This is a genomic window from Citricoccus sp. K5 (assembly GCF_902506195.1).
GTDB lineage: Bacteria > Actinomycetota > Actinomycetes > Actinomycetales > Micrococcaceae > Citricoccus.
In genome coordinates, this window is the sequence record NZ_LR732817.1 from 87,886 (window position 1) to 101,034 (window position 13,149).

General features: G+C 68.7%; 13 protein-coding genes. 12 read left to right on the forward strand and 1 reads right to left on the reverse strand.

The annotated features are described in order from the left end of the window. The first annotated feature begins 11 nt into the window (after nt 1-11). From BOSE125_RS00390 to BOSE125_RS00430, 9 genes are all read left to right on the forward strand, one after another. A complete protein-coding gene (locus tag BOSE125_RS00390) occupies nt 12-1,148 on the forward strand; it encodes an acyl-CoA dehydrogenase family protein (protein WP_159548517.1) in 1,137 nt (378 codons plus the stop codon). Nucleotides 1,149-1,156: 8 nt separating this feature from the next. Then, nucleotides 1,157-2,245, forward strand: a complete 1,089-nt coding sequence (locus BOSE125_RS00395; RefSeq protein ID WP_236557742.1) for an enoyl-CoA hydratase/isomerase family protein — start codon at nt 1,157-1,159, stop codon at nt 2,243-2,245. Nucleotides 2,246-2,270: 25 nt separating this feature from the next. After that, entirely contained in the window at nt 2,271-3,281 is a 1,011-nt protein-coding gene (gene mmsB / locus BOSE125_RS00400; RefSeq protein WP_159548521.1) for a 3-hydroxyisobutyrate dehydrogenase, read from the forward strand. A gap of 37 nt (nt 3,282-3,318) precedes the next feature. Further along, nucleotides 3,319-4,131 (forward strand): enoyl-CoA hydratase, encoded by an 813-nt coding sequence (locus tag BOSE125_RS00405; RefSeq protein WP_159548524.1) that lies wholly within the window; start codon nt 3,319-3,321, stop codon nt 4,129-4,131. 75 nt (nt 4,132-4,206) lie between these two features. Beyond that, nucleotides 4,207-5,709 (forward strand): aldehyde dehydrogenase family protein, encoded by a 1,503-nt coding sequence (locus BOSE125_RS00410; RefSeq protein WP_159548527.1) that lies wholly within the window; start codon nt 4,207-4,209, stop codon nt 5,707-5,709. Between the two features lie 2 nt (nt 5,710-5,711). Then, nucleotides 5,712-6,992 carry a CaiB/BaiF CoA-transferase family protein gene (locus BOSE125_RS00415; RefSeq protein WP_159548530.1) on the forward strand — a complete coding sequence of 427 codons (1,281 nt, stop codon included), beginning with the start codon at nt 5,712-5,714 and terminating at the stop codon, nt 6,990-6,992. Next, nucleotides 6,989-7,852 (forward strand): enoyl-CoA hydratase/isomerase family protein, encoded by an 864-nt coding sequence (locus BOSE125_RS00420; protein WP_159548533.1) that lies wholly within the window; start codon nt 6,989-6,991, stop codon nt 7,850-7,852. The genes BOSE125_RS00415 and BOSE125_RS00420 overlap by 4 nt, the downstream gene beginning before the upstream one ends. Beyond that, on the forward strand, nt 7,849-8,562 hold the full coding sequence (locus tag BOSE125_RS00425) for a MarR family winged helix-turn-helix transcriptional regulator (protein ID WP_201301098.1): 714 nt from the start codon (nt 7,849-7,851) through the stop codon (nt 8,560-8,562). The genes BOSE125_RS00420 and BOSE125_RS00425 overlap by 4 nt, the downstream gene beginning before the upstream one ends. Before the next feature lie 152 nt (nt 8,563-8,714). Continuing rightward, on the forward strand, nt 8,715-9,260 hold the full coding sequence (locus tag BOSE125_RS00430) for a CarD family transcriptional regulator (protein ID WP_159548536.1): 546 nt from the start codon (nt 8,715-8,717) through the stop codon (nt 9,258-9,260). A 33-nt stretch (nt 9,261-9,293) separates the two neighbouring features. On the opposite strand, the gene BOSE125_RS00435 is transcribed toward BOSE125_RS00430, so the two are convergent. Then, the gene (locus BOSE125_RS00435; protein ID WP_159548539.1) at nt 9,294-10,205 is read right to left on the reverse strand and encodes an acyl-CoA thioesterase domain-containing protein; all 912 of its coding nucleotides are present in this window, start codon (nt 10,203-10,205) and stop codon (nt 9,294-9,296) included. Between the two features lie 364 nt (nt 10,206-10,569). On the opposite strand from BOSE125_RS00435, the gene ectA reads away from it, so the two are divergent. The 3 genes from ectA to BOSE125_RS00450 all read left to right on the forward strand — a co-directional run bounded on the left by ectA (nt 10,570) and on the right by BOSE125_RS00450 (nt 13,024). Then, complete coding sequence (gene ectA / locus BOSE125_RS00440; RefSeq protein WP_236557743.1) at nt 10,570-10,989, forward strand: diaminobutyrate acetyltransferase; 420 nt, start codon at nt 10,570-10,572, stop codon at nt 10,987-10,989. Nucleotides 10,990-11,156: 167 nt separating this feature from the next. After that, complete coding sequence (ectB, locus tag BOSE125_RS00445) at nt 11,157-12,455, forward strand: diaminobutyrate--2-oxoglutarate transaminase (protein ID WP_159548545.1); 1,299 nt, start codon at nt 11,157-11,159, stop codon at nt 12,453-12,455. Between the two features lie 125 nt (nt 12,456-12,580). Beyond that, on the forward strand, nt 12,581-13,024 hold the full coding sequence (locus BOSE125_RS00450) for an ectoine synthase (RefSeq protein WP_115932809.1): 444 nt from the start codon (nt 12,581-12,583) through the stop codon (nt 13,022-13,024). Nucleotides 13,025-13,149 lie beyond the last annotated feature (125 nt).

A 13,149-nucleotide genomic window follows, 5' to 3' on the forward strand; every position in this document is an offset into this window, starting at 1 on the left:
GGACGGACAGCATGCTTCGCATCACCGAAGACCAGCAGGCACTCGTGGACGCGGTCCGCGACTTCGCCACCGAGCGCATCGCCTCGCACGCCTTGGAGTGGGACGAGCAGAAGCACTTCCCAGTGGACGTCCTGGCCGAGGCTGGCGAGCTCGGCCTCGGCGGCATCTACGTGGACGAGGCGTATGGCGGAGCCGGACTGGAGCGCAAGGACGCCGTCCTGATCTTCGAAGAGCTGTCCAAGGCCGATCCGGCTCTGGCCGCCTACATCTCCATCCACAACATGGTGGTGTGGATGATCGATTCCTTCGGCACCGATGAGCAGCGGGCCCAGTGGGTGCCGCAGCTGGCCAGCATGGAGCACCTCGGCAGTTATTGTCTGACCGAGCCCGGCGCCGGCTCGGACGCCGCCGCACTCAGCACCCGTGCTGTCCGGGACGGGGACGACTACGTCCTCAACGGCGTCAAGCAGTTCATCTCCGGTGCCGGCACCTCCGAGTACTACGTGGTCATGTGCCGGACCGCGGACACCGGGTCCAAGGGCATCTCCACACTGGTGGTCCATAAGGACACCCCGGGGCTTTCCTTCGGGCCGCAGGAGAAGAAGATGGGCTGGAACACCCAGCCCACCCGCCAGGTGATCTTCGAGGACGCCCGCGTCCCCGTCGGCAATCTCCTCGGCAAAGAGGGCGACGGCTTCCATATCGCCATGAAGGGCCTCAACGGCGGCCGCATCAACATCGGCGCCTGCTCGCTCGGCGGGGGACAGGTCGCCCTGGAGAAGGCGACCGCCTACCTCAAGGAACGCACGGCCTTCGGTGAACCGTTGACCACCAAGCAGTCTCTGGTCTTCGATCTGGCCGACATGACCACGAGCCTGGAGTCCGCCCGCACCCTCCTGATGCGCGCGGCGGACGCCTTGGACCGCCAGGATCCGGACACCGTCCGCCTGTGCGCCATGGCCAAACTGGTGGCGACCGACGCCGGCTTCGAAGCCGCCAACAAGGCCCTCCAGCTGCACGGCGGCTACGGCTACCTGCACGAGTACGGCATCGAGAAGATCACCCGCGATCTGCGGGTCCACCAGATCCTCGAGGGATCCAACGAGATCATGCGGCTGATCGTCGGCCGCATGCTGGTCGACGGCTGAGAGGACCCGTGAGCAACGACATGAGCAACGACACCACCACGAACGCCGCCACAGAGACCGAACCCGAGGTCGTCGTCCACCGCGCTGGCCGCCTCGGACACCTCATCCTCAACCGCCCCAAGGCGCTCAACTCACTGACTCACGCCATGGTGCAGACCGTCCGGGACACCCTGGAGCAGTGGCGGGACGACGACTCCGTGGCCACCGTCCTGATCAGTGGCGCGGGCGAGAAGGGGCTGTGCGCCGGGGGTGACGTCGTCTCCCTCTACCGCGCCGCCGTGGACGGCCGCCCCGAGGTCGGGGACGAGTTCTTCGCCGACGAGTACGCCATGAACGCATTCATCGCCGACTACCCGAAGCCCTACGTGGCCTTCATGGACGGGATCGTCCTGGGCGGTGGCGTCGGGGTGTCCGCGCACGGCTCGCACCGCATCGTTACCGAGCGCACCCGCTTGGGCATGCCGGAAACCGGCATCGGCTTCTTTCCCGACGTCGGCGGGGCCTGGCTGCTCTCCCGCGCCCCCTCCGGCTTCGGTCACCATATGGGCCTGACCTCCTCGCACGTGACCGGCGCCGACGCGCTGGCCCTCGGCTTCGCCGACCACTACGTGGAATCCTCCCGGCTGGCTGAGCTGGCCACCGCCCTGGAGACCACCGGCGCGGAGGAGGCCATCGCTGCCGTCGCCGCCACAGGCGCCGCGGTGCCCGAATCCCCGTTGATGCAGCAGCGGGACTGGATCGAGTCGGCCTACGCGCAGGACACGGCGGAGGACGTCGTCGCCGCTCTCCGCTCCCACGGCGATCCCGCCGCGGCCGCGGCCGCCACCCAGATCCTGGCCAAGTCGCCGACCTCCGTGAAGGTCACCCTGGAACTCATCCGCCGGGCCGCGCAGATGTCCACCGTGCACGAGGTGCTGGACCAGGACGCCACGGTGGCCCACCACCTGCTGCGCGGCCACGACATGCGCGAGGGTATCCGCGCCCAACTCGTGGACAAGGACCGCAATCCGCAATGGAACCCGCCGACCCTCGAGGACGTCCCGGCGGACGCCGTCTCCTCAGCCTTCGACCCCGTGACCTCCGGGTCCCGGAATTGACCATTCAACTCCAGGAGAACCTGACATGACCGAGAACACCGCAGCCACCGTTGCCACTCCGAGTGCAGACGCGGCCGGAGGTCCGTCCGAGCTGCCCGCCGTCGCCTTCATCGGCCTGGGGAACATGGGCGGCCCGATGGCCCACAACCTGGCGGCTGCGGGCTACCGGGTCATCGGATTCGACCTGGTCCCCGAGGCCCTGGAGAAGGCGAAGGCGGCCGGCGTCGAGATCGCCTCCTCCGGTGCCGACGCCGTGCGCAGCGCCGCCGCCTCCCCGCGCAGCCTCGTCATCACCATGCTGCCGGCCGGCCGTCACGTGGTGGGTGCGCTGAAAGGCTCCGACGGAGCGGACGGCAAGGACCCGGTCGAGGGCCTGCTGGCCGCAGCGGCTCCCAACACCCTGTTCATGGACTGCTCCACCATCGCGGTGGAGGACTCCGTGACGGTCCGCGAACTGACGACGGCGGCAGGGCACCGGGTGCTGGACGCCCCGGTGTCCGGCGGCACGGTCGGGGCCGAAGCAGGCACATTGGCGATGATGGTCGGCGGTGCGGCTGAGGACGTTGCGGAGGCCATGCCCGTGCTCGAGGTGGTCGGCAAGCGCATTGTGCACTGTGGTCCCGCCGGCAACGGACTGGCCGCCAAGGTCTGCAACAACATGATCCTCGGAGCTTCTATGATCGCGGTGTCCGAGGCCTTCGTGCTGGGGGAGAAGCTGGGCCTGAGCAACGAGGCCCTCTTCGACGTGGCCTCCAACGCCACCGGCCAGTGCTGGGCGCTGACCACCAACTGCCCGGTTCCCGGGCCCGTGCCGACCTCGCCGGCCAATCGCGACTTCAAGCCCGGCTTCGCCGGCGCCCTGATGGCCAAGGACCTCGGGCTGGCCAAGAGCGCCATCGAGACGACCGGCATCGAGGGCCGCATGGGGCTGCTGGCCGAGGAGATCTACGCCGCCTTCGCCCAGGGGGAGGGCGGCACCAAGGACTTCTCCGGGATCATCGAGCTGATCCGCGAACAGTCCGCCCCCGCCGCCTGAGACCCGCGCCCGAGACCTGAGACGAGCAAGGAGCACCATGACCACCGAGAACGCCATCGAGAACAACACCGCAGACCGCACCTACGAGACGATCCTGACCAGCACCACCGGCCGCGTCGCCACGATCACGCTGAACCGGCCGAAGGCCCTCAACGCCCTCAACCTGAAGCTCACCGAGGAGCTGCTCGAGGCGGCCGAGGCCTTCGACGCGGACCCGGAGATCGGCGCGATCGTCATCACCGGTTCGGAGAAGGCCTTCGCCGCCGGGGCGGACATCAAGGAGATGGCCACCCGCACCTTCTCCGACGTCTACACCGCGGACCTCTTCGGCGCCTGGGACCGCCTCGCCGCGGTGCGCACCCCGGTCATCTCGGCCGTGGCGGGCCATGCCCTGGGCGGTGGCTGCGAGCTGGCGATGATCGCGGACATCATCATCGCCGCGGACAACGCGAAGTTCGGCCAGCCCGAGATCAAGCTCGGCATCATCCCCGGCATGGGCGGCTCCCAGCGGCTCACCCGGGCCATCGGCAAGTCCAAGGCCATGGAGATGGTGCTGACTGGGCGGGTCATGGGCGCCGACGAGGCCGAGCGCTCCGGCCTGGTGGCCCGCGTGGTCCCCGTGGCCGCGCTGGCCTCCGAGGCCGCCGAGCTGGCCGCGACCATCGCGGGAATGTCCACGCCCATCGCTATGATCGCCAAGGAGTCCGTCAACCGCTCCTACGAGTCGTCCCTGAGCGAGGGGCTGCTCTACGAGCGTCGAATGAACCACGCGTGCTTCGCCACCGAGGACCAGAAGGAGGGCATGGCCGCCTTCGTCGAGAAGCGCCAGGCCACCTTCACCCACCGCTAGACCGCAGCCCTACCGAACACGGGCCAGCACTGAGCAGCACCGAACATCATTGAGCTTCACGGAGAGAAGGACCCCATGACAGAGATCATCTTGGACGAGCGAGCGGCCGGCATCATGGCCGGCGTCGAGCAGTTGCTGTGGATTGACGGGCGCGCCACCGAGGCGTCCACCGGCGAGTGGCGCGAGGTGCGTAACCCTGCGCGTCGGGGTGAGGTCATCGGGCGGGTGCCGGCGGCCGGCGAGGAGGACGTCAACCGGGCGGTCTCGGCCGCGCGTCGGGCCTTCATCGAATGGCGCAGCGTGCATTTCACGGACCGGGCCCGGGCCCTGCTGGCCATCGCGGACGATGTCGAGGCCGAGGCGGAGAAGTTCGCCCAGCTCACGGCCCTGGACACCGGCAACGCCCTGAGCTCCCAGGCCCGTCCTGAGGTCAAGACACTCGTCTCCCTGTTCCGGTACTTCGCCGGCGTGGCGGGGGAGTCCAAGGGCGTCACCCTGCCTGCGGGGGATCAGCAGCTGCAGTACACCCGGCGCGAGCCGCTGGGCGTGGTGGCGTGCATCCTGCCGTGGAACTCGCCGCTGATGATCGCCGCCTTCAAGGTTCCGGCCGCCCTGGCCGCCGGGAACACCGTGATCCTCAAGGCGGCCGACGATGCGCCGCTGACCATCCAGTACCTGGCCCAGGTCTGCCAGCGGCATGTGCCGGCCGGCGTCGTGAACTCCCTGACCGGCCGCGGCTCGGTGATCGGCAATGCCCTGTCCACCCACCCGGGCGTGGACAAGGTGTCCTTCACCGGCTCCACCGAGGTGGGGCGCGGCGTGGCCGCGCAGGCCTCCGAGCGGCTGGCGCACCTGTCCCTGGAGTTGGGCGGGAAGAACCCGTCCATCGTGTTCCCGGACGCCGTGGAGGACGAGGGGATCCTGGACGGGTTGATGCTCTCCTCGCGCTTTGCCCGCCAGGGTCAGTCCTGCACCGCCGGTTCCCGGTTGTTCCTGCACGAGGACATCTATGACGAGATGCTGGAGAAGCTGGCCGCGCGGCTGGGGGCGATGGTCGTCGGCGACCCGCTGGACGAGGCCACGGACATGGGCGCGGTCATCAATCAGTCCCAGTTCGACCAGATCTCCGGCTTCCTCGAGGACGGGCGGAACCACCCGGACCTGACCACCGTGCTCGGTGGCTCCGCGCCGACCGAGGGGCCGCTGACCGAGGGCTTCTATCACGTGCCGACCATCTTCGGCGGGGCCCGGAACGACTTCCGCCTGGCCCAGGAGGAGATCTTCGGCCCCGTGCTCGTGGCGATCAAGTGGAAGGACGTGGACGAGGTCATCCAGATGGCCAACGACTCCCACTACGGGCTGGCCGCGTACGTCTGGACGCACGACCTGGACAACGCCCTGAACACGGCGCACCGGATCGAGTCCGGGTGGGTGCAGGTCAACCAGGGCGGCGGCCAGGTGGTGGGCCAGTCCTACGGCGGGTACAAGCAGTCCGGTATGGGCCGGGAGGCGTCCCTGGAGGGCATGCTGGAGGGCTTCACCCAGATCAAGCAGATCAACGTGAAGCTGCGAGGTTGAGCATGACTCACCAGAGTGCGGACCACACCGTGCCCGACGGCGGCGGGTCACCCGCCGCGGCGGGCGCGGCCCTGCCGCTGGCCGGGATCACCGTGATGGACCTGTCCCGGGCCCTGGCGGGGCCGTACTGCACGGCGCTGCTGGGAGACCTCGGGGCGGACATCATCAAGGTGGAGTCCGCCAAGGGTGGGGACTCCACCCGGTCCTGGCCACCGTTCGAGGACGAGCACTCGCTCTACTTCGATTCGACGAACCGCAACAAGCAGTCGATCGCGGTGGACTTCTACACCGAGCAGGGCCGTCAGCTGCTGTGGGACCTCGCGGTGTCCGCGGACGTGCTGGTGGAGAACTTCCGCCCCGGGGTGCTGGCCACCATGGGCTTGGACCCGGAGGCGCTGCGCGCGGCGAACCCCGGTCTGGTCATCGCCTCCGTCTCCGGGTTCGGGACCACCGGCCCACTGGCCCAGGCCGCCGGGCTGGACCAGGTGGCCCAGGGGATGTCCGGGCTGATGTCCGTGACGGGCCCGGATGCGGACTCTCCCACCCGGGTGGGGGTGCCGGTGATGGACCTCTACGCGGGCGTCTTCACCGCGGTGGGGATCTGCGCCTCGCTGGCCGGCCGCCCCGGCAACGGGGGGCGAGGCCACGAGGTGGGGACCTCCCTGCTGGAGGCCGGACTGGCCGTCTCGGCGTTCCAGGGCCAGAACTACCTCAGCACGGGTACCGTCCCGGTGCCGCAGGGCAACAACCACCCCGTGCTCTCCCCGTACGGGGTCTTCCGGACCGCCGACATCCCGGCGATCATCGCGGTGGGCAACCAGGTGCATTGGAAGAAGTTCTGCGCGATCATCGGCGCCCCCGAACTCGAGGAGGATCCACGCTTCGCCCTGGGGCGTGACCGCTCGGAGCACCGGGCCGAGCTGACCGAGCTGATCGAACAGCAGCTGGTGACCCGCCCCGGGCTGGAGTGGATCGAGGCGTTCCGCGCCGCGGGGATCCCCACCGGGCCCATCTACACCTACGCCCAGGCCTTCGAGGACCCCCAGGTGCAGGCCTTGGACATGGTGCAGACCGTCCAGCGGCTGGACGGCTCGGCGCTGCCATTGCTGCGTGGGCCGCTGAGCATCGACGGCACTGCCACGGGCGTGCGCAAGGCCCCACCGGCGCTGGGCGAGGACACCCGGTCCGTGCTCGAGGGTCTGGGCCTGGACGAGGGCCAGATCGCCGGCCTCGTCGAGGCGGGCATCGTGCAGGAGCGTGGAGGACAGGGGGCGCGGTCATGACGGAGACCACCGCGTCCGGTGGATCGGTGGAGGTGTCCCAGTCGGGGTCCATCGCCACGCTCACCCTGTCCAATCCGGGGCGGCGCAACACCATGACGGAGGCCATGTGGCGGGCCCTGGAGCCGGCCTGCGCCCGACTGGCCGATGACGCATCGGTGCGGGCCGTCGTCGTGCGGGGGGCCGGGACGGACTTCTCGGCCGGGGCGGACATCTCCGATCTGCGCGCCATCCTGAGGGACGAGGACTCCGGGCACCACGACGGTGGCGCCGTGGCCGTCGGCGAGGCGGCCCTGGCCGGACTGCACAAGCCGACCATCGCCGCCGTCGAGGGTTACTGCCTCGGTGGCGCCTGGCAGATCGCGGCGGCCTGTGACATCCGGCTGGCCTCGTCCGGGGCGACCTTCGGGATCACCCCGGCCAAGATCGGGATCGTGTATCCGACCGCCGGGATCGAGCGGCTCGTGCGCATCGCCGGGCCGGCCACCGCCAAGTACCTGCTGTTCAGCGGCGACTTCGTGGATGCCGAGCGGGCCCGCGTGCTGGGCCTGGTCCAGGCGGTCCACCCGGCCGAGACGTTCTGGGACGAGGTGAACGCGTTCGTGCAGCGGCTCGCCGCCCGGTCCCAACTGTCCATTCAAGCCATGAAGGACATCGTGGACACCATTGATGCGGCGGGCGCCGGCGATGACAGCGGGGCGGAACTGCAGAACGCCAGCGACCACTGGCAACACCTGATGGCCACCGCCGGGGACGCCGAAGCCGGGGTCGGAGCGTTCCTGTCCAAGAGGACCCCGGAGTTCACCTGGAACGGCGGGCGGGACACCCAGAGGCGCACCAGGACGGGGGAACCCGCATCGTGACCCCTCCGCTCCAGCACGACCCCGTGGCACAGGCCCACCAGAATTGGGCGGGCCACGGCTGGGAGGAATCCGCCGACGCCATGGCGGCAGTGACCTCGCTGTTCCGCGCGCAGCAGATCCTCATGGCCCGCATCGACGCCGTGCTGCGGCCCCTGGACCTGACCTTCGCGCGCTTCGAGATGTTGACCCTGCTGGGGTTCTCCCGGACCGGGGCAATGCCGCTGGCCAAGGCCTCGAGCCGACTCCAGGTCCATCCGACCTCCGTCACCAACACCGTGGAACGGCTGGGCCAGGCAGGACTCGTGGAACGCCAGCCACACCCCACGGACGGCCGGGCCAACCTCATCGCCATCACCCCCCAAGGCCGCGACCTGGCCCTGCAGGCCGCCCGGGAGCTCAACCGCAAGGTCTTCACCGACCTCGGGCTGCCCGCGGGGGAGCTGACGGACCTCAACCGCATCCTCGGGACCCTGCGCTTCTCCGCGGGGGACTTCTCCGAGCCCAGTGAGCTGATGGGCGGCAGCGTCCCGGACGCCGGATCCGGCCCCGTCCGGGACTCCGGTCCAGGTCCCCGCACCGGGGACCGCGAGGCGGCCACGGACGTCGCGATCGTCCGGGGCGAGGAGCAGACCGCCGCCCCGGGGCGCATGCCGGACCAATCCGGGGACAAGCCCGCGCGGCCCCGGAAGCGCAGATTGCCGAGAGCATAAGGCATCCTGCCGTCCAGCGGGCCCAAGGACACACCGCCGACTTGTTTTTTGGATCAAATAATGAGAAAATGAATTGGTCATTTTCCCGGTGGCAGGCTTCTGCTTGCCCCGGTGACATCTCGGTGTAAGCAACAGGAAGGTGCATCCCACCCATGCGTCTGGTTCCCGGTCAGTTTGTTGTCCATCCCCACCACGGCCCCGCGATCGTCCTCGATCGTCAGGTCCGGCAATTGAAGGGCAAGGACGTCGCGTATGTGGAACTGGACATCCAGGACAAGGGCTTGCGTATCTCCGTCCCCGAATCGATGGTCAAGGACATCGGTGTCCGCGATGTCAGCAGCCACACCCAGGTCCGCAAGCTGATGTCCCTCCTGGCCAAGCCGAGCGAGTACGTCGAGGAGCAGTGGTCCCGCCGGTTGAAGGCGTTCCAGGAGAAGCTGGCGACCGGTGACCTGCCTCGCGTGGCCGAAGTGGTCCGAGACCTGCACCGCCGGCAGGCCGAGAAGGACCTGTCCATGGCCGAGCGCACCCTCTACCGTGACGCCGTGGAGATCCTCGCGGCCGAGGTCGCGATCGTCCTGGACATCTCCGTGGTTGAGGCCGAGGACGTCATGGTCCAGGCCATTGACGGCACCCCGCTGAAGGACCTGGGCCTGGATCGCGGCAAGGACTCCAAGCACGCCAAGCAGGCCGCCTGAGCGGTCTTTCCCGCTGCCGTCTCGCCGCGGCCGTCAGCGTGCGGCGCGGAACACCGCTGCGGCCTGGACGAACGGCTTGGCCTGGGTGAGATGACCGACGTCGGGCCCGCCGGCCACCAGCTCTACGTCCACGATGCGTAGGGAGCGCCCTGCGTGGCGAACCCGGGTGCGAGCGGCGATGGCGCCCCCGGCCGGCCGGAGGAAGAGGACTCGTAGCGACTGCAGGTCGAGTCCGCTCCGGTCCGGCATGGCCTGCTGGGCCGCCAGCCCGGACATGATGGTCAGCGCCCCACCGTGCACCGCGCCCTGAGGGTTGATCAACTCGTCGTTCTCGGCAAACTGCGGACCATCCTGGAACTGGTCGGTGACGGAGGGCCGCTCGTTCGTGTCCTGGTCCGGAACGGCGCAGCCGTGCATGCCCATGAGCGAGGCCAGGGGGGCCTCGGTCTCGGGGCCGAGCGGGAGCGATGCGAGTCGCCTGTACTGCTCTGCTGTGGTGCCGGAGCTCGGGCCGACGCCCTGGAACCACCCCGTGGCGTTGACGTAGACCGTTCCCTCAGCGTCCTGCAGGCTGGCCTGGGCCATGCCGCCCAGGGAATCGACGGCGGCCGCGCTCGCCCAGGAGTCCAGAACGGTCTCCTCCCCTGGGAAGGGGCGGCTGAAGTTGAGCTGCAGCTCGGTGGTGACGATCCAGTCCAGGCCCGGGGCGGCTGCTCGGATGGCCCGGGCCAGTGTGTTGTCCAGCACCACGGCGGCGGAGAGCCCGCTATGGCGCCCCTCGGGATCCACGGACCAGGGTCCCGTTCTCAGGGTTCCCGTCCGCTCGCGCGCCCCCCGCTGTTGTGCCTCGAACAGCTGCACGCGCATCAATTGCTCGGTGCGGCCGAGCAGTTGGGGGCGTGCGGCGGAGGGCGGCGCTGTGATCTGCGAGGTCGAGAAGGTCATTCCAGCAACCTAGCCCAGAGCGGATGCGTTCGGCTCCCAGTCGTTGTGACGGGGCTCATAGCACGCTATTCTTGGCGTTGCAAAGATAACGGAATGATAAAGATCTAACGGTGCCCGTTCGGCCTCGAAAGATTTGCCCGGGCAACCGCGTCAGCTATGGGATGCGGCGGCGTGTCGGACGGGGCGATATCCGGCCGGAGATGGGGCCAAAACCCCGGAAATCCGCCAGACCGGGCTTGAAATCAGATTTCATCTCGTTAGGTTGGAGGGGATGGCAGATGATGCAGACACAGCACTGACCACCCGACCGACAGCCCCCGTGCTCCGCCCTCCGCAGACTGAGGATGGAGCGGCGTTGTGGCACATGACCAAGGACTCGAAGGTCCTCGACCTCAACTCGTCCTACTACTACCTGCTCTGGTGCAGGGACTTCGCCGACACCACCGTGATCGCCGAGATCGACGGCGAGCCGGCTGGCTTCGTCACCGGCTACCTCCGGCCTGACGCCCCCGCCACGCTGATGGTGTGGCAGGTGGCCGTGACCGAGGCCGCCCGAGGCCACGGGCTGGCCTCCCGCATGCTGGACGAACTCGTCACCCGCACCTCCGCCGAGGCGCTGGAGACCACCATCACGGATGACAACGCGGCCTCCCAGCGATTGTTCGCGAGCCTCGCCGAGCGCTTCGGAGCGGATCACCAGATCACCCCGCTGATCACCGCGGAGATGTACCCGGATGGCCATGACACGGAATACCTCCACCGCATCTCTCCCCTCGCGGAGTAGTCGCGCCGTCAACGCGTCGTAGCGCTGCCGATGCCGTGCAGCGTCCTCGCCCTGTGGCCGGCAAACCTCAGCGCGACCCGAACTTGAATCCATCACCACTCGCCATCGCCCCCACCGACCATGCAGGCCGTCCACCACACGGATGCCTGCCAAGAAAGGGATGAACCATGGACACCACCGTCTTCACCACCATCGAATCCGAGGTCCGCAGCTACAGCCGCGGCTGGCCCACCGTCTTCACCCAGGCCAAGGGTGCCGTCCAGACCGCCGAGGACGGCACCGAGTACCTGGACTTCTTCTCCGGTGCCGGCGCGCTGAACTACGGGCACAACCACCCGCTGCTGCAGAAGGCCCTGGTCGAGTACCTCTCCAGCGATGCCCCGGTGCACTCCCTGGACATGATGACGCCGGCCAAGCGGGACTTCCTGCAGACCTTCAGTGACGTCATCCTGAAGCCGCGCGGACTGGACTACAAGGTCATGTTCCCCGGCCCGACGGGCACCAACACCGTGGAGGCCGCCCTCAAGCTGGCCCGCAAGGTGACCGGCCGCCAGCACATCCTGTCCTTCACCAACGCGTTCCACGGCATGACCCTGGGCTCGCTGTCCGTGACGGGCAACTCGATGAAGCGCAAGGGCGCCGGCATCCCGCTGACCAACAGCTCGAAGATCCCGTATGACGACTACTTCAACGGTGAGACCGAGGACTTCATGTGGCTGGAGCGTGTCCTGGAGGACTCCGGCTCCGGCGTGGACAAGCCGGCCGCCATCATCGTGGAGACCGTGCAGGGCGAGGGCGGCGTGCGTGCCGCCCGCCTCGAGTGGCTCAAGCAGCTCTCGGATCTGTGCGGCAAGCACGAGATCCTGTTGATCGTGGACGACGTCCAGGCCGGCTGCGGCCGGACCGGCACCTTCTTCAGCTTCGAGGAGGCCGGCTTCACCCCGGACATCGTCTGCGTCTCCAAGTCGATCTCCGGTTATGGCCTGCCGATGGCCCTGACCCTGTTCCGCCCCGAGCTGGATGTGTGGGAGCCCGGCGAGCACAACGGGACCTTCCGTGGAAACAACCCGGCGTTCGTCACCGCCACCGCCACCCTGAAGGAGTTCTGGGCCGACGACTCGTTCCAGAAGGGACAGCTGGCCGAGGCCATCGCCACCGTGCACGGTGCCCTGGAGCAGATCGCCAACTCCGTGGACGGTGCCTCCGTCCGTGGCCGCGGCCTGCTGGCCGGCCTGCACTTCGCCGACACGGAGGTGGCCGGCAAGGTGGCCGCCGAGTCCTTCCGGAACGGTCTGCTCGTGGAGACCTCCGGTCCCGACGATGAGGTCCTGAAGCTGATGCCGGCTCTGACCACCCCGAAGGACCAGCTCGAGCGTGGCATGGGCATCATCGCGGCCGCCGTGTCCACGGTGACCGGCACCGACGTCGCCTATCAGCCGGGAACCGGCGCTCTCGCCGCCGCCTGAGTCCCTCAGCGCCTTGGCGCTTTCCTCCACGGCACCGACGGCGGTACGTTGTGCGGCACACGCCGCGCCGGCCGTCGTCGTGCCCCCTGCAGATGTACCAACCGTCCTGACCGAAAGGAATCCACATGCTGGTGACCAACCTGAATGACCTGAACGACACCGAGCGTGACATCAAGTCGGAGACCTGGCGCTCACGCCGCATGGTGCTGGCGCGCGAGGGCGTCGGCTTCTCCTTCCACGACACCGTGATCTACGCCGGCACCACCTCGACGTTCCACTACGCGAACCACATCGAGGCCGTGTACTGCGTGCAGGGCGAGGGCACCCTGACCAACGAGGTGACCGGTGAGGTGCACGAGCTCAAGGACGGCACCATGTACCTGCTGGACGGCAACGAGAAGCACACCGTGCGCGCCACCACCGAGCTGCGCATGGCCTGTGTCTTCAACCCGCCGGTGACCGGCCGCGAGACCCACGACGCCAATGGCGTCTACCAGCTGGTCTTCGAAGAGGGCTCGGACCGCAAGGTGCCGAAGAAGGCCAACGTCGAAACCGAAGCGATGGCCTGAGGGCCTGACTGGCGCGGACCGGTACTGATCGGTGCCGGCCTGAGCCGCCCGGCTGTGGCCCGGTGCCCCGAACTCCCCTTGCGGGGGATCGGGGTGCCGGGCCACAGTGGTATGTGGGGTGACGG

Coding starts and splice junctions, on each gene's coding strand:
- BOSE125_RS00420 (WP_159548533.1), top strand. CDS start 6,989: ATGACGGAGACCACCGCGTCCGGTGGATCGGTGGAGGTGTCCCAGTCG.
- ectA (WP_236557743.1), top strand. CDS start 10,570: ATGACCAAGGACTCGAAGGTCCTCGACCTCAACTCGTCCTACTACTAC.
- BOSE125_RS00405 (WP_159548524.1), top strand. CDS start 3,319: ATGACCACCGAGAACGCCATCGAGAACAACACCGCAGACCGCACCTAC.
- BOSE125_RS00410 (WP_159548527.1), top strand. CDS start 4,207: ATGACAGAGATCATCTTGGACGAGCGAGCGGCCGGCATCATGGCCGGC.
- BOSE125_RS00390 (WP_159548517.1), top strand. CDS start 12: ATGCTTCGCATCACCGAAGACCAGCAGGCACTCGTGGACGCGGTCCGC.
- BOSE125_RS00435 (WP_159548539.1), bottom strand. CDS start 10,205: ATGACCTTCTCGACCTCGCAGATCACAGCGCCGCCCTCCGCCGCACGC.
- BOSE125_RS00430 (WP_159548536.1), top strand. CDS start 8,715: ATGCGTCTGGTTCCCGGTCAGTTTGTTGTCCATCCCCACCACGGCCCC.
- BOSE125_RS00450 (WP_115932809.1), top strand. CDS start 12,581: ATGCTGGTGACCAACCTGAATGACCTGAACGACACCGAGCGTGACATC.
- BOSE125_RS00415 (WP_159548530.1), top strand. CDS start 5,712: ATGACTCACCAGAGTGCGGACCACACCGTGCCCGACGGCGGCGGGTCA.
- mmsB (WP_159548521.1), top strand. CDS start 2,271: ATGACCGAGAACACCGCAGCCACCGTTGCCACTCCGAGTGCAGACGCG.
- ectB (WP_159548545.1), top strand. CDS start 11,157: ATGGACACCACCGTCTTCACCACCATCGAATCCGAGGTCCGCAGCTAC.